The sequence below is a fragment of the Nocardia rosealba genome (genome assembly GCF_020216065.1).
GTDB classification, from domain to species: domain Bacteria; phylum Actinomycetota; class Actinomycetes; order Mycobacteriales; family Mycobacteriaceae; genus Nocardia; species Nocardia rosealba.
Window position 1 is genome coordinate 62,832 of the sequence record NZ_JAIWNA010000011.1, and the last position, 15,149, is coordinate 77,980.

The following is a 15,149-nucleotide window of genomic DNA, read 5'->3' on the forward strand; positions in this document are numbered from 1 at the left end:
ATGCAGGGCGCGCCGACACCGACCACGACCACCCGCGAGCAGTTCCGGTTGCTCGCCGCCGAGCACCGGGTGGTCCCGGTGACCCGAAAGGTGCTGGCCGACTCCGAGACTCCGCTCTCGGCCTACCGCAAACTGGCCGACGACCGGCCGGGCACCTTCCTGTTCGAGTCCGCCGAGAACGGGCGCTCCTGGTCGCGCTGGTCGTTCATCGGCGCGGGCAGTCCGTCGGCACTGACGGTCGTCGACGGTGCGGCCGCCTGGCTCGGCACCGTCCCCGCCGACGCGCCCTCGGGCGGTGACCCGCTGCGTGTGCTGCACGAAACCCTCGAACTGCTGCGCACCGAACGCCTGCCCGGCCTGCCCCCGCTCACCGGTGGCATGGTCGGCTATCTCGGCTACGACGCGGTCCGCCGCATCGAGCGCCTGCCCGAGCTGGCCGAGGACGATCTGCGGCTGCCCGAGCTGGTTCTGATGCTGGCCACCGACCTGGCCGCCTTCGACCACCACGAGGGCGCGATCACGCTGATCGCCAACGCGGTGAACTGGAACGGCACCGACGAACACGTCGACGCCGCCTACGACGACGCCGTGGCCCGGCTCGACCGGATGACCGCCGCGCTGGCCACGCCTGCATCATCGACGGTGTCGGTCTTCGACCAGCCCGAACCCGACTACCTGCGCAGGCGGACCACCGAGGAATTCTGCTCGGGCGTGCGTCGGCTCATCAAGGAGATCGAGGCGGGCGAGGCGTTCCAGGTGGTGCTCTCGCAGCGCTTCGAAATGGATTACACCGGCTCCCCGCTCGCGGTCTACCGGATGCTGCGGGCCTCGAACCCGAGCCCGTACATGTACCTGATGCACATCCCCGACGGCGACGGCGGCACCGCGTTCTCCATCGTCGGCTCGAGCCCGGAATCGCTGGTGACCGTGAAAGACGGTGTCGCCACGACACATCCGATCGCGGGCACCCGCTGGCGCGGAGCGAGCGCCGAGGACGACATCCTGCTCGAGAAGGACCTGCTCGCCGACGACAAGGAGAACGCCGAGCACCTCATGCTCGTCGATCTCGGCCGCAACGATCTGGGCCGGGTGTGCCGTCCCGGCACGGTGCGCGTCACCCAATACCGGCACGTGGAGCGCTACAGCCACGTGATGCACCTGGTGTCGACGGTGTCGGGTCAGCTGGCCGAGGGCAGGATCGCGCTCGACGCCGTGCGCGCGTGTTTCCCGGCGGGCACCCTGTCCGGTGCGCCGAAGGTGCGGGCGATGGAACTGATCGAGGAACTCGAACCGACCAGGCGCGGAATCTACGGCGGCGTGGTCGGCTACCTCGACTTCGCCGGCGACGCCGACACCGCTATCGCCATCCGCACCGCCCTGCTCAAGGACGGCACCGCCTACGTCCAGGCGGGCGCGGGCGTAGTCGCCGACTCCGACCCGGTCGCCGAGGACACCGAGGCGCGCAACAAGGCCATGGCGGTCCTCAAGGCGATCGCGGCCGCCAAGACCCTTCGCACCTACGAGGGCGGCGCCGAGTGAGTGCGCGGGACGCCGACACACCGAACGAGGGCGCTCCGGCGCGTGACAGCGGTCCGGTGGGCGATAGCGGCGCGGCGCGTGACAGCGGCCCGGTGGGCGATAGCGGCCCGGTGGGCGATAGCGGGTCGGTGGGCGACGGCGGGTCGGTGGTCGACGGCGGGTCGGTGGTCGACGGCGGCGCAGCGGGCGACAGCGGCGTGAAGGGTGAAGGCTTGACAGCAGGCGCGCAAGTGGCCGCACCCGCCGCCAAACCGGTACTTCCGGTGATCTTGCTGGCCGTGGCGGCGGCCGGACTGTGGGCGTCCTCGCGGATGACCTGGGTGACGGTGCACTCGGCCGACAACCTCACCGAACCGCGCACCGACAACCTCGACGGCGGCACCTGGTTCGGGGCGCTCACTCCGCTCGCGCTGGTGCTCGTCGCCGCGATCGCCGCCGTGTTCGCGGTGAAGGGTGTGCTGCGGCAGCTGCTCGGCGTGGTGGTCGCGGTGGTCGCCGCGGTGGCGGCCGTTCCCGGCTTCGCCCTGACCATCGGGGCGGGCAAAACCGACGAACGGGCAGGCACGCTCGCCGAACTGCCCGGCCGGGCGACGGTCACCGGCGCCGAGACCCACATCTTCCCGGCCGTGCTCTCGGTCCTGGCGGCGGCGTGCGCCCTGGCCGCGGGTGTGTTGCTGACCCGGCGGGCCGAGACCACCGCCCAGCTGTCCGGCAAGTACGACAACCCCGTCTTCCGCCGGGCCGACGCCAGCGCCCAGGTGAACAACTCCGACGGCGCCGCGCCGCTGTCGGACCGGGTGCTGTGGGATGCCCTCGACGCGGGCACCGATCCCACCGACACCGCCGACACCGCCGACACCCGGGACGACGACGACCGCCCGGGCCGGCGCGACCCGTGACCGGGCACGTGACCCCCGGCACCCCCGCCGCAGTGACACGCGCGGCGGCCATTTATTCTTGTCAGGCATCGGTGAGACAGCGCCCGGGGGGACTCTCGGGTGAGAAGTTCGTCTCCCCAGAAAGGATTCGAGCCAGATGACGGTACTCGACTCGATTCTCGACGGGGTTCGGGCGGATGTTGCCGCTCGCGAAGCCCTCCTCGATTTTCAGGCGATCAAAGCTGCCGCGGCTGCCGCGAAGGCACCGCTGGACGCGCGCGCCGCGCTGCACGAGGACGGGATCGGTGTCATCGCCGAGGTGAAGCGGGCCAGCCCCTCCAAGGGCGCGCTGGCCGACATTCCCGATCCGGCCGTCCTTGCCAAGGCCTACGAAGACGGTGGCGCCCGCATCATCAGCGTGCTCACCGAGCAGCGCCGCTTCGGCGGTTCGCTCGACGATCTCGACGCCGTGCGCGCCGCGGTGAACATCCCGGTGCTGCGCAAGGACTTCGTCGTCGGCCCGTACCAGATCCACGAGGCCCGCGCCCACGGCGCCGACGTGATCCTGCTGATCGTGGCCGCGCTCGAGCAAGACGTGCTGTCCTCACTGATCGACCGCACCGAATCACTCGGTATGACCGCTCTCGTGGAAGTACACACCGAGGAGGAAGCCGATCGTGCCCTGGAAGCGGGCGCCTCGGTGATCGGTGTGAACGCGCGCAACCTCAAGACCCTCGAGGTCGACCGCGACGTGTTCGCCCGGATCGCACCCGGTCTGCCCTCGGAGGTCATTCGGGTGGCCGAGTCCGGTATCCGTGGCACCGCCGACCTGCTGGCCTACGCCGGTGCGGGCGCCGACGCGGTGCTCGTCGGCGAAGGCCTGGTGACCAGCGGAAACCCGCGCGCCGCCGTCTCCGACCTGGTGACCGCGGGCGCCCACCCCTCCTGCCCGAAGCCCGCACGGCGGAGCATCCGATGAGCGCGCTGCCCCAGGCCAGCGCGGGGGTGGCCCAGCACAGCGACTACGAACCCGACGCGGGTGGGCACTTCGGTGTCTACGGCGGACGGCACGTGCCCGAGGCGTTGATGGCCGTGATCGAGGAGGTCACCGCCGAATACGACAAGGTGCGCTCCGACCACACCTTCCTCGACGAACTCGACCGGTTGCAGCGCGACTACACCGGTCGCCCCTCGCCGGTGTTCGAATGCACCCGGCTGGCCGAACATGCCGGTGGCGCAAGGATTTTCCTCAAGCGTGAGGACCTGAACCACACCGGTTCGCACAAGATCAACAATGTGCTCGGTCAGGCCCTGCTCGCCAAGCGGATGGGCAAGACCCGCGTCATCGCCGAGACCGGTGCCGGTCAGCACGGTGTCGCCACCGCCACCGCCTGCGCGCTGCTCGGCCTGGACTGCGTGATCTACATGGGCGCGGTCGACACGGCCCGCCAGGCGCTCAACGTGGCCCGCATGCGCCTGCTCGGCGCCGAGGTGATCTCTGTGACCAGCGGTTCGCAGACCCTCAAGGACGCCATCAACGAGGCGCTGCGCGACTGGGTCACCCACGCCGACGACACCTACTACTGCTTCGGCACCGCCGCGGGTCCGCACCCGTTCCCGCTGATGGTGCGTGATTTCCAGCGTGTGGTCGGCATGGAGGCGCGCGAGCAGATGCTCGACCGCGCCGGTCGCCTGCCCGACGCCGTGGTGGCGTGTGTGGGTGGCGGTTCCAACGCCATCGGCATCTTCCACGCCTTCATCCCCGACGCGGGCGTGCGGCTCGTCGGTTACGAAGCGGCCGGCGACGGCGTCGAAACCGGAAGGCACGCAGCCACTTTCACCGGCGGTACGCCCGGTGCGTTCCAGGGCGCCTACTCGTACCTGCTGCAGGACGAGGACGGCCAGACCATCGAATCGCATTCGATCTCGGCCGGTCTGGACTACCCGGGTGTCGGCCCCGAGCACGCCCACCTCAAGGACATCGGCCGCGCCGAGTACGCGCCGATCACCGATACCGAGGCGATGGACGCGCTGCTGTTGCTCTCGCGTTCGGAGGGGATCATCCCGGCGATCGAGTCCGCCCACGCCGTGGCCGGTGCGCTGAAGCTCGGCAAGGAACTCGGCGAGGGCGCCATCATTCTGGTCAACCTGTCCGGTCGTGGTGACAAGGACATGGACACCGCGGGCCGCTGGTTCGGTCTGTTCGACGACAACGCCGAGGAGAACGCTCAGTGAGTCAGCAGTCGCGCCTGGCCAATACGTTCGCGGCCGCGCGCAGCGAGGGACGGGCGGCGCTCGTCGGCTACCTGCCCGCGGGCTATCCCGACCTGGCCGGTTCCATCGAGGTGTGCCGGACGATGGTCGAATCCGGTTGCGACATCGTGGAAGTCGGCGTCGCCTACTCCGATCCGGTGATGGACGGCCCAGTCATCCAGGCCGCCGCCGAGCAGGCGCTGCGCAGCGGCGTCCGCGTGCGTGACGTGTTCTCCGTCGTCGAGGCGATCACCGACGCCGGTGGTCAGGCCGTGGTGATGAGCTACTGGAACCCCGTCCTCAAGTACGGCGTCGACACCTTCGCCCGCGACCTGGCGGCCGCTGGTGGCGCGGGCATCATCACCCCGAACCTGATCCCCGACGAGGCCGACGACTGGTTCGTCGCGTCGTCGACCCACAATCTGGACCGCATCTTCCTCGTCGCCCCGTCCTCCACGGAGGAACGACTGGTCAAAACCCTGGAAGCCTCCCGCGGATTCATCTACGCCGCCTCCACCATGGGCGTCACCGGCGCCCGCGACGCCGTCTCCTCAGCCGCCCCCGCCCTGTGCTCCCGCATCCGCGCCCACTCCGACATCCCGATCGGCGTCGGCCTCGGCGTCCGCTCAGGCGCCCAGGCCGCCGAAATCGCCGCCTACGCCGACGGCGTCATCGTCGGCTCGGCACTGGTCTCGGCCGCCGCCGAAGGCCTCGACGCGGTGCGCGCACTGACTTCCGAGCTGGCCGAAGGCGTCCGCGCAGCTACCGTTCGCTCGTAGTCGAACCCGATTTCCCCGGGACACGGGTCGCTCGTCAGGGGACGGGCTGACCCGATTCCGGCCTCTCCACTAACGTGGTGGCCGTGAACTCAGTCCTGGCCTATATCCCGAGTCCGCCACAGGGTGTCTGGCAGCTCGGGCCCTTTCCGTTGCGGGCGTACGCGCTGTGCATCATCCTCGGCATCATCGTCGCCATCTGGTGGGGTGAGCGCCGGTGGCAGCAGCGTGGTGGGCAGGCCGGGGCGGTGCTCGACGTGGCCATGTTCGCGGTGCCGTTCGGTCTGGTCGGTGGCCGGATCTATCACGTGGTCACGGACTGGCACAAATACTTCGGGCCGGACAAGAACCCTGTCGAGGCGCTCTACATCTGGCAGGGCGGGCTCGGTATCTGGGGTGCTGTGTTCTTCGGCGGCATCGGGGCCTGGATCGCCTGCCGCATCTACAAGATCCCGCTGCCCGCGCTCGGCGACGCCATCGCCCCCGCGGTGCTGCTCGCCCAGGCCATCGGCCGGCTCGGCAACTACTTCAACCAGGAACTCTACGGCCGCACCACCGAGGTGCCGTGGGGTCTCGAGATCTACGCCCGCTACGACACCGAGACCGGCGCGCGCGACATGATGAACGGGGTCTCCACCGGGCAGGTGCTCGAGGTGGTCCACCCGACGTTCCTCTACGAGATGATCTGGAACGTGCTCGTCGTCGTGCTGCTCGTGCAGATCGACAAGCGGTACCGAATCGGGCACGGCCGCCTGTTCGCGCTCTACGTCGCCGGATACAGCTTCGGCCGGTTCTTCGTCGAGCTGATGCGCAGCGACGAAGCGACACACATCCTCGGCATCCGGATCAACTCGTTCACCTCCGCGCTCGTATTCCTCGGCGCCATGGCCTACTTCGCGCTGGCCACCAAGGGCCGCGAGGACCCGGCCTTGCTGCAGCCGGGAGCGGCGCCGCGTCCGTGGCCGTGGCAGCTGTCGAAACTGCGCGCGCTCGGTGCGGCCGAGAACGCCGACGGCGGACAGGTCGACCTCGCGAAGAAGTCGGAACCCGCAGCGGAACACAATGATTCGGCCGTGACCACCACCGAACCGGCCGAGGACGCGGCTGCTACCGAGGAAGAGTCCGCCACCGAGGCCGACAAGGCAGGCGAGCCGACGAAATCGGACGCGAAGAAGGCCTGATCCCTCGAGAAACCGAACTGATCGACGGGTGTTCGTCAACACGACGAACACCCGTCGCGATATTCCCGTGAGTGCTGCGTGCTCGTGACGACGAGGCACCCGAGAAGACAACGGCCGGTGGTACCGGCCACAATGACCGTGATCGTCGCGGGCGCACCGCCGTTCGGCCGATCACCACATGGCCGGGGGCCACGACGGGTACCCGCACGAATGATGGAGGACATGAGTGACCGACCCCTACAACCCCAATCCGCAATACGGCCCTGATCTGAGCAAGCAGCCCGATTCGGGCGCGCACCAGCAGTACGGTCAGCCGGCCTACGGCCAGCAGCCGTCGGACCCGTACGCCCAGCAGCCCGGTTACGGTCAGCCGCAGTACGGCGCGCCGCAGCCGCAGTACGGTCAGCCCGCCGACCCGTACGCCCAGCCGCAGCCGGGCTACGGTCAGCCGCAGCCGTACGGCATGCCGCAGGGGTACAACCCGGCCGACCCGGAGGCCCCTTACGGCCGGGACATGTACGGGGTTCCGTTCTCGGACAAGCAGAAGCTGATGGCCGGTCTGCTCGAGATCTTCCTCGGCAGCTTCGGTGTCGGCCGCTTCTACCTCGGCTACACCGGTCTCGGCATCGCCCAGATCGCCGTGGTCTGGCTGACCTGCGGTCTCGGCGCCATCTGGCCGCTGATCGACGGCATCATGATGCTCACCGGCAAGGTGCCCGACGCGCAGGGCCGCCCGCTGCGCGACTGAACCGGCACGCGTCGCCGACGGGTGTCCTGCCTCGGCAGGGCACCCGTCGTGTTTCCCCGCCCTCATTCCGATCACGATGAGCGATACTCTGTGTCGGTCGTGCGCGGCGCCGTAGCGTCGCTTGGCCTGCGCGTGCCCTATGCGCGCAGCGGAGAAAGGGATGTCCGTGCGCAAAGTTCTTGCCGCCGTCGTACTCGCCGTCGTCGCGGCGACGGGTCTGTCGGCCTGCTCGTCCGCGTCCGACCCGAATGTGCTGAAGGTGGGCACCGAGGGCACCTACGCGCCGTTCAGCTACCAGGAGAACGGCGAGCTCACCGGATACGACGTCGAGGTCGCCCGCGCGGTCGGCGAGAAGCTCGGCAAGCGGGTCGAATTCGTGCAGACACCGTGGGACTCGATCTTCGCCGGACTGGAATCCAAGCGCTTCGACCTGGTTGCCAACCAGGTGACGATCAACCCCGAGCGCACCGCGAAGTACTCGCTGTCGCAGCCCTACACCACTTCCGAGGGCGTGATCGTCACCCGCGCCGACAACACCGACATCACCGGCCTGGCCTCGCTCGCGGGCAAGACCACCGCGCAGTCGGCCACCAGCAACTGGAGCCAGGTCGCCAAGGACGCGGGTGCGAAGGTCGAGGCGGTCGAGGGCTTCGTGCAGGCGGTGCAGTTGCTGAAGGCGGGTCGCGTCGACGCCACCGTCAACGACACTCTCGCGGTGGGCGAGTACACCAAGAAGACCGCTGACACCGGTATCAAGATCGCCGCCAAGACCGGCGAGGTCAGCAAGCAGGCCTTCGCCGGCCGCAAGGACGACGCCGCGCTGGTCGCCGATGTCGACCGGGCGCTCGCCGAGCTGGCCGCCGACGGCACCCTGGCCCGCCTGTCGGAGAAGTACTTCGGCACCGACGTCAGCAAGTAGCGGATGGATCAGGCGACCTGGGAGCTGATCCGGCGCAACCTGTGGCCGATGCTCGAGGCGACGGTCACGATGACGTTGCCGCTCACCGCGATCAGCTTCGTCATCGGCCTGGCCATCGCGGTGGGCGTCGCGCTGGCCAGGATGTCGGCGCGGCGGGTGCTGTCGTGGCCCGCCCGCTTCTACATCTCGATCATTCGCGGCACCCCGCTGCTGGTTCAGCTGTTCATCGTGTTCTACGCGCTGCCGCAGTTCGGGGTCGTGATCGATCCGTTCCCGGCGGCGGTGATCGCGTTCAGTCTCAATGTGGGCGGTTATGCCGCCGAGGTGGTTCGCTCCTCGATCATGAGCGTGGCCCACGGGCAGTGGGAGGCGTCCGAATCGCTCGGCATGACGTACGTGCAAACCCTGTGGTACGTCGTGTTTCCGCAGGCCGCCCGGATCGCGGTTCCTCCGCTCTCCAACACCCTGATCTCTTTGGTGAAGGACACCTCACTGGCTTCGACCATCCTGGTCACCGAACTGCTGCGCACCGCCCAGCTCGCCGCCGCCCCCACCTTCGACTTCTTCGCTCTCTACGGCGTCGCGGCCCTCTACTACTGGGCCATCTGCCTGGTCCTCGGCTTCGCCCAAACCCGCCTCGAGACCCGGCTCTCGCGCCACGTTGCCGTTCGGTAGCGAGCTCTTTCGGTGAACACGAAGGGAACTCGGGGTGTGACACGGCAGGCGAAAAGACTCGGCGCCCCCCGAGTACTAGGCTGGGCACTGTGATGCGACGGACGAAGATTGTGTGCACCCTAGGACCGGCGACTGCCTCCCAGGACCGAATTCGTGAGCTCGTCGAAAGCGGCATGGATGTAGCCCGGCTGAACTTCAGCCACGGCGAGCACGCCGACCACGCCGACAACTACAAGATGGTCCGCGCGGCCTCCGACGAGACCGGTCGCGCGGTCGGCATCCTCGCCGACCTGCAGGGCCCCAAGATCCGCCTCGGCCGCTTCACCGAGGGCAAGACCCACTGGGCCACCGGTGAGCAGGTGCGGATCACCGTCGACGACGTCGACGGCTCCCACGACCGGGTGTCGACCACTTACAAGGAACTCGCCAAGGACGCCAAGGCCGGTGACCGCCTGCTCGTCGACGACGGCAAGGTCGGGCTCACCGTCGAGGCCGTCGAGGGCAACGACGTGGTGTGCCGGGTCACCGAGGGCGGCCCGGTGAGCAACAACAAGGGCCTGTCGCTGCCCGGCATGAACGTGTCGGTGCCCGCGCTGTCGGGCAAGGACGTGGAGGACCTCGAGTTCGCGCTGAAGCTCGGCGTGGACTTCATCGCCCTGTCGTTCGTGCGCTCGCCGTCCGATATCGAACTCGTGCACGAGATCATGGACCGGGTCGGGCGCCGGGTGCCGGTGATCGCCAAGCTGGAGAAGCCGGAGGCGATCGAGAACCTCGAGGCCATCGTGCTCGCGTTCGACGCGGTGATGGTCGCGCGTGGCGATCTCGGTGTCGAGTTGCCGCTCGAGCAGGTGCCGCTGGTGCAGAAGCGCGCTATCCAGATGGCGCGCGAGAACGCCAAGCCGGTCATCGTCGCCACCCAGATGCTCGAATCGATGATCGAGAACTCCCGCCCCACCCGCGCGGAGGCCTCCGACGTCGCGAACGCGGTGCTCGACGGTGCCGACGCGGTGATGCTGTCGGGGGAGACCTCGGTCGGCGCCTGGCCGATCGACGCGGTGCGCACCATGGCCCGCATCGTCACCGCCGTGGAGTCCGAGACGTCGCGGGTGCCACCGCTGACCCACGTGCCGCGCACCAAGCGCGGCGTGATCTCCTACGCGGCGCGCGACATCGGCGAGCGGCTCAACGCCCGCGCCCTCGTCGCGTTCACCCAGTCCGGTGACACCGTGCGCCGCCTGGCCCGCCTGCACACCCCGCTGCCGCTGCTCGCGTTCACCCCGCTGCCGGAGGTGCGCAGCCAGCTCACGCTCACCTGGGGCACCGAAACTTTCATCGTGCCCATGGTCGACAGCACGGATGCGATGATCCACCAGGTGGATCAGGCGTTGTTGTCGCTGGATCGGTACCGCAAGGGCGACCTGGTCGTCATCGTGGCCGGCTCCCCGCCGGGTACCGTCGGTTCCACCAACCTGATCCACGTGCACCGCATCGGCGAAGAGGACCATTAGCAGTGAGTAGTTCGGTAGACGAGATGATCGACATCGGGCCCGGCGAGCCGACATCCGACCTGCGGGTGCTGCTCGATCTGCTCGACTTGGAGCAGATCAGCGAGGACGTCTACCTGGGCAACCACCCGGAGAAGGTGTGGAGCCGCACCTTCGGTGGTCAGCTCGTCTCCCAGGCGATCGTCGCCGCGGGCCGTACCGCGGGTGATCGCCCGCTGCACGCGATCAACGCGCATTTCGTGCGCGGCGGTGACGTGAAGAAGCCGATCGAGTACCACGTGCAGCGGCATCGCGACGGGCGCGCGCTGGCCAACCGGACGGTGACCGCGAGCCAGGACGGCCAGGAGCTGTTCGTCATGCTCGCCGCGTTCCAGGACTGGGGCAAGGGCCTCGAGCACGCCCACGACGCGCCCGTGGTGCCCGATCCGGAGTCGTTACCCCGGATCGAGGAGCATTTCGCGGGGTTCGAGGACAAGCTCGAGATGTTCATCAACGCCCCGCACCCGATCGATATGCGCTACACCAACGATCCGGCATGGATCCTCAAGGGCACCGGCGCCAAGCTCAACCACAATCGGGTGTGGATGCGCACCGACGGCACGCTGCCCGACGATCCGCTGCTGCATGTGGCGGCACTCGGCTATTCGTCGGACACCACGGTGCTCGATTCGATCATCACCACACACGGTTTGTCGTGGGGGCTGGACCGGATTCTCGCGGCGACGGTGAATCATTCGATCTGGTTCCATCGCCCGTTCCGGTTCGACGACTGGTCGCTGTACGCCACCGAGTCGCCGGTGGCGGCGGGTTCGCGTGGGCTGGCGACGGGCCGGTTCTATTCGCGCAGTGGCGAATTGCTCGCCACCACGGTGCAAGAGGGCGTCATCCGCCACTTCCCGGCGCGCTGAGGCAGTTATTCAGAGGCGCTCGACGTCGGGTTCGAACTCGACGTCGCTGCGCTGATGAGCGCGCAGCGTGAACGGCACCGTCTGATCCGCGCCGTACACGGCGAGCGCCAGCCCGGATTCGAGGTCGGCGATGTCGTCGTCGCTGAGGTCGGTGGGTTCACCGACCAGGCTCAGCGCGATCTCGAAGGTCGCCTCGTTCTCCGGCTGGTGGCCGGGATGGTTTGCGCGCCATTGGTTTTCGAGGTCCTGGTGGACGGTGTCGGTGGCGTCGACCGGGAGGGTGAAGCGCCAGGCGAATACGTCGCGGTCCTGGATGTGGTCGGCGAGGACGCCTCGGATGTCGCCGACGATGCGGTCGAGGACGTCCGGTGTCACGTACACATGGAGAGAAACATCCGAAATGCGTTTCGGCATGTCCGAGTCCTGTCGTGTGTCGAACCAGCATGGGGAACTTCCACGTCCGCGCCGAAGTGTAATCGGTGTCCGCTCTCGCGAACAGACCTTCATCTCCTGCGTTGCGCGGCGAGGAAGGCCGCGAGCGGCCGTGCACCGCCGGGCTCGATCACCAGTCCCGGCCGTTCGTCCTCGCTGAGTTTGGTCTGCTCGTGCGGTGCGAGCGCGCTCAGCAACGGGAAGAGCACCTCGGCGATGCGGTCACCGACCTCGACGAATGCCTCGGCGGACAGTCCGATCGGGTCGGCGATGTTCTCCCGGCCCACATAGGCGAGGTCGTTGCGGGCGCGATGCAGTGCGGCAATGGATTTCGCGCCGGTGACCTTGGCGATGCGGTGCGCCTCGATGAGGGTGAACGTGCGCGGTGCGGCGCCGAAGGCCAGTTCGGCCACCTGGTCGCGTAATGCCTCGGTCATGGTGAGCACCAGATCGGCGCGGTCGACCATTTCGGGCTTGAGTTTGCGGGCCTTGAATCCGGTGGTGTCGCCACCGAGCCCGGCGATCGTCTCCGCCGCGAGCGGTTCGGCCGGAAAACCGACGAGGGCACGGGTTCCCGCGCTTTCGGCGGAGAGGCCTGGCAGTCCGTTGTGCGCCGCGAATGCCCGGGTGAGCCGTTCGGCGATCACCGACCGGCAGACATTGGAGTTGCAGACGAACAGCACGTGCATACCGATACCGTAATCCCGGTCATTGTCGTGCAGTAGGCCAGAATTGTAACCATCACAGGCGTGCTGCTATTTATTCACCTTTCGGTTGAATTCCGTACATTCATCGCGACGCGAAATCCGTTGTGTGTGACCGTGATACCCGTGTGATCGGAGTGGTAAACCTTCGTTCCGGATGTGTCGATCATCACTGGTTCCGGACCGCGATAATTCGGTTCGGAAATAAATTCCGATCGGCCGGTCGATGTCGCCGACCCACTCGGCGGGCCGGGGTCCGACGGCGGGCAAGGCCCGGTTCGCTTCCGGGCGTGCCGGGACGCTATAGTGACCGCGGTGCGCCGGGTTGGCGGAACTGGCAGACGCGACGGTCTCAAAAACCGTTGTCCGAAAGGACGTGTGGGTTCGAGTCCCACACTCGGCACCAACGGCGGTAGCGCGGCATCGGCCGCGCTCCGCGGGGGAGTATCTGTCGCGGGGCACGCGATGACCTCGCACACGTGTCACCCGCGGTTCCGGCAGCTCCACGCATTCGGAAGTGGACGCGATAGGTACTCTCGACATCGGCAGTCGGAATCCAGAGGGGTCGAACCTATGAGCACGAATGCAGCAGGCGCTGGCGCCGCGGGTGACGTGGTGGCCAAGCGCGTTGTCGTGGCCGAGGACGAGGCCCTCATCCGCATGGACCTCGTGGAAATGCTCAAAGAAGAGGGCTACGACGTCGTCGGCGAGGCCGGCGACGGTCAGCAGGCCGTCGAACTGGCCGAGCAGCTGCGCCCCGATCTGGTGATCATGGACGTGAAGATGCCGCGCCGCGACGGCATCGATGCCGCCGCCGAGATCGCGACGAAACGTGTTGCGCCCGTGGTGATCCTGACCGCGTTCAGTCAGCGTGACCTGGTCGAGCGGGCCCGTGACGCCGGCGCGATGGCGTATCTGGTCAAGCCGTTCACCAAGTCGGATCTGGTGCCCGCGATCGAACTCGCGGCGAGCCGCTTTCACGAAATCTCCGCGCTGGAAACAGAAGTCGCGAATCTGTCCGATCGGCTCGAGACCCGCAAACTGGTCGAGCGTGCCAAGGGCGTGCTCATGCAGACCCAGGGTTTGACCGAACCCCAGGCGTTCAAATGGATTCAGCGCACGGCGATGGATCGGCGCACCACCATGAAGGCGGTGGCCGAAGTCGTGCTGGAGAACCTCACCCCGCAGTGACGCCGAACCGTAAAGCTCCGGTGCGCGCCCAGGAAACCGGAAAAACTTTACGTAAGCGAAACAATAACGTGAACTATGACCGCACACGAAGCATCCGACATGATGCGAATGTGATGCGGATCTAACAAAGCGGCGATATGTTCTCACCGGGTCGAACGTGGGTCGGCCCCCTCGGTGACCCCGGGGTGCACAGGACATAGAGGTGAGACGTGCTCAGTTCGACATGGCGCAGTCGTTCGACGCGAGGAGTTCTGGTAATCGGAGCTGCCGCGTCGTTGGTGTTGTCCGGATGTAGTGACAAGTCGTCCGACGGCGGCGGTGGCGGCAACACCGACCTCTCCATCCAGCCCGTCGTGCAGCTCGATACCGAGGGCAAGGCCGTCGCCCAGACCGACGCCGGCGCGGCCGCCGATCCGGCCGGTGACGGCAAGGCCAAGTGCGCGCCGACGAGCATCGCGATGGCCGGACCGCTGACCGGTGGCAACGCCGCGCTCGGCATCAACATCACCATGGGCGTCAAACTCGCCCTGGACAAGCACAACAAGGCGAACCCGGATTGCCAGGTCTCGGTCAAGGAATTCGACACCGAGGGCAAGCCGCAGAACGCCAGCCAGAAGATCCCGACCATCGTCGCCGATCCCAGCATCGTCGGCCTGATCGGCCCGACCTTCTCCGGTGAGACCAAGGCGACCGGCCAGATCCTCAGCGAGGCGGGCATGCCGACGCTGACGGCCTCGGCCACCAACCCGACGCTGACCCAGAACGGCTGGAAGACCTTCTTCCGCGGCCTGGGCAACGACAACTCGCAGGGCCCGGCCGTGGCGAACTACCTCACCAAGGAGAAGGGCTTCAAGAAGATCTGCGTCGTGCAGGACAACACCGACTACGGTGCCGGTCTCGCGCAGGCCTTCCTCACCGCGGCCGGCGGCGCCGCCGATCCCTCCTGCGCGGCCAGCGTCAAGGAAGGCGACAAGGACTTCTCGGCGACGGTCTCCAAGCTGTCGGCGGCCAAGCCCGACGCCATCTTCTACGCCGGGTACTACGCCGAGGCCGCGCCGTTCGTGCAGCAGCTGCGTTCCGGTGGCGTGACCGCGACCTTCGTCTCGGCCGACGGCAGCAACGATCCCGAGTTCGTGCGCCAGGCCGGTTCGTCGTCCAAGGACGCGTTGCTGTCGTGCCCGTGCAGCCCGGCGCCGGAGAAGTTCGCCGCCGAGTACACCGCGTTCAACGGACAGGCCCCCGGCGTCTACTCCGTCGAAGGCTACGACCTGGCCACGATCCTGCTCAAGGGCATCGACTCCGGCAAGGTGACCCGCGCCGACCTGGTCGAGTACGTGCGTACCTACACCGGGACCGGTGTGGCCCGTGAGTACAAGTGGGGCGAGACCGGCGAATTGGCCAACATCCAGATCTGGATGTACGAGGTCAAGTAGTCCCATC

The 15,149-nt window shown here is 67.8% G+C and carries 15 protein-coding genes and 1 tRNA gene; 14 read left to right on the plus strand and 2 right to left on the minus strand.

Annotated elements, in window-relative coordinates:
* From LDL21_RS28455 to LDL21_RS28505, 11 genes are all read left to right on the plus strand, one after another.
* Positions 1–1,539, plus strand: a complete 1,539-nt coding sequence (locus LDL21_RS28455) for an anthranilate synthase component I (RefSeq protein WP_225282501.1) — start codon at positions 1–3, stop codon at positions 1,537–1,539.
* A gap of 197 nt (positions 1,540–1,736) precedes the next feature.
* Positions 1,737–2,438, plus strand: a complete 702-nt coding sequence (locus tag LDL21_RS28460; RefSeq protein WP_225282569.1) for a TIGR02234 family membrane protein — start codon at positions 1,737–1,739, stop codon at positions 2,436–2,438.
* A 136-nt stretch (positions 2,439–2,574) separates the two neighbouring features.
* Positions 2,575–3,396: an indole-3-glycerol phosphate synthase TrpC gene (gene trpC, locus LDL21_RS28465; protein ID WP_067988162.1), complete on the plus strand. Its 822-nt coding sequence runs from the start codon at positions 2,575–2,577 to the stop codon at positions 3,394–3,396.
* Positions 3,393–4,652 (plus strand): tryptophan synthase subunit beta, encoded by a 1,260-nt coding sequence (trpB, locus tag LDL21_RS28470; RefSeq protein WP_181697659.1) that lies wholly within the window; start codon positions 3,393–3,395, stop codon positions 4,650–4,652. The genes trpC and trpB overlap by 4 nt, the downstream gene beginning before the upstream one ends.
* Positions 4,649–5,449 carry a tryptophan synthase subunit alpha gene (gene trpA, locus LDL21_RS28475; protein ID WP_225282502.1) on the plus strand — a complete coding sequence of 267 codons (801 nt, stop codon included), beginning with the start codon at positions 4,649–4,651 and terminating at the stop codon, positions 5,447–5,449. The genes trpB and trpA overlap by 4 nt, the downstream gene beginning before the upstream one ends.
* Positions 5,450–5,526: 77 nt before the next feature.
* Positions 5,527–6,627 (plus strand): prolipoprotein diacylglyceryl transferase, encoded by a 1,101-nt coding sequence (lgt, locus tag LDL21_RS28480; protein WP_372462235.1) that lies wholly within the window; start codon positions 5,527–5,529, stop codon positions 6,625–6,627.
* 226 nt (positions 6,628–6,853) lie between these two features.
* Positions 6,854–7,375, plus strand: a complete 522-nt coding sequence (locus tag LDL21_RS29980; protein WP_181697666.1) for a TM2 domain-containing protein — start codon at positions 6,854–6,856, stop codon at positions 7,373–7,375.
* A gap of 160 nt (positions 7,376–7,535) precedes the next feature.
* Complete coding sequence (locus LDL21_RS28490) at positions 7,536–8,294, plus strand: amino acid ABC transporter substrate-binding protein (protein ID WP_220139262.1); 759 nt, start codon at positions 7,536–7,538, stop codon at positions 8,292–8,294.
* 3 nt (positions 8,295–8,297) lie between these two features.
* Positions 8,298–8,969: an amino acid ABC transporter permease gene (locus LDL21_RS28495; RefSeq protein ID WP_067644687.1), complete on the plus strand. Its 672-nt coding sequence runs from the start codon at positions 8,298–8,300 to the stop codon at positions 8,967–8,969.
* Positions 8,970–9,058: 89 nt separating this feature from the next.
* The gene (gene pyk, locus LDL21_RS28500) at positions 9,059–10,477 is read left to right on the plus strand and encodes a pyruvate kinase (RefSeq protein WP_225282504.1); all 1,419 of its coding nucleotides are present in this window, start codon (positions 9,059–9,061) and stop codon (positions 10,475–10,477) included.
* Between the two features lie 23 nt (positions 10,478–10,500).
* Positions 10,501–11,382, plus strand: a complete 882-nt coding sequence (locus tag LDL21_RS28505) for an acyl-CoA thioesterase (RefSeq protein WP_181697782.1) — start codon at positions 10,501–10,503, stop codon at positions 11,380–11,382.
* A gap of 9 nt (positions 11,383–11,391) precedes the next feature.
* Here LDL21_RS28505 and LDL21_RS28510 read toward each other — a convergent pair whose 3' ends face one another.
* A complete protein-coding gene (locus LDL21_RS28510) occupies positions 11,392–11,796 on the minus strand; it encodes a hypothetical protein (protein WP_225282505.1) in 405 nt (134 codons plus the stop codon).
* Between the two features lie 89 nt (positions 11,797–11,885).
* Positions 11,886–12,503, minus strand: coding sequence for an arsenate reductase/protein-tyrosine-phosphatase family protein (locus LDL21_RS28515; protein ID WP_225282506.1), 618 nt, complete (start codon positions 12,501–12,503; stop codon positions 11,886–11,888).
* Between the two features lie 334 nt (positions 12,504–12,837).
* Between LDL21_RS28515 and LDL21_RS28520 the strand changes: the two genes are divergently transcribed.
* The 3 genes from LDL21_RS28520 to LDL21_RS28530 all read left to right on the plus strand — a co-directional run bounded on the left by LDL21_RS28520 (position 12,838) and on the right by LDL21_RS28530 (position 15,142).
* Positions 12,838–12,924 (plus strand) — tRNA-Leu (locus LDL21_RS28520).
* A 167-nt stretch (positions 12,925–13,091) separates the two neighbouring features.
* Positions 13,092–13,709, plus strand: a complete 618-nt coding sequence (locus tag LDL21_RS28525; protein ID WP_067498083.1) for an ANTAR domain-containing response regulator — start codon at positions 13,092–13,094, stop codon at positions 13,707–13,709.
* Positions 13,710–13,984: 275 nt separating this feature from the next.
* Positions 13,985–15,142 (plus strand): branched-chain amino acid ABC transporter substrate-binding protein, encoded by a 1,158-nt coding sequence (locus LDL21_RS28530; RefSeq protein ID WP_225282507.1) that lies wholly within the window; start codon positions 13,985–13,987, stop codon positions 15,140–15,142.
* The last annotated feature ends 7 nt before the right edge of the window (positions 15,143–15,149 follow it).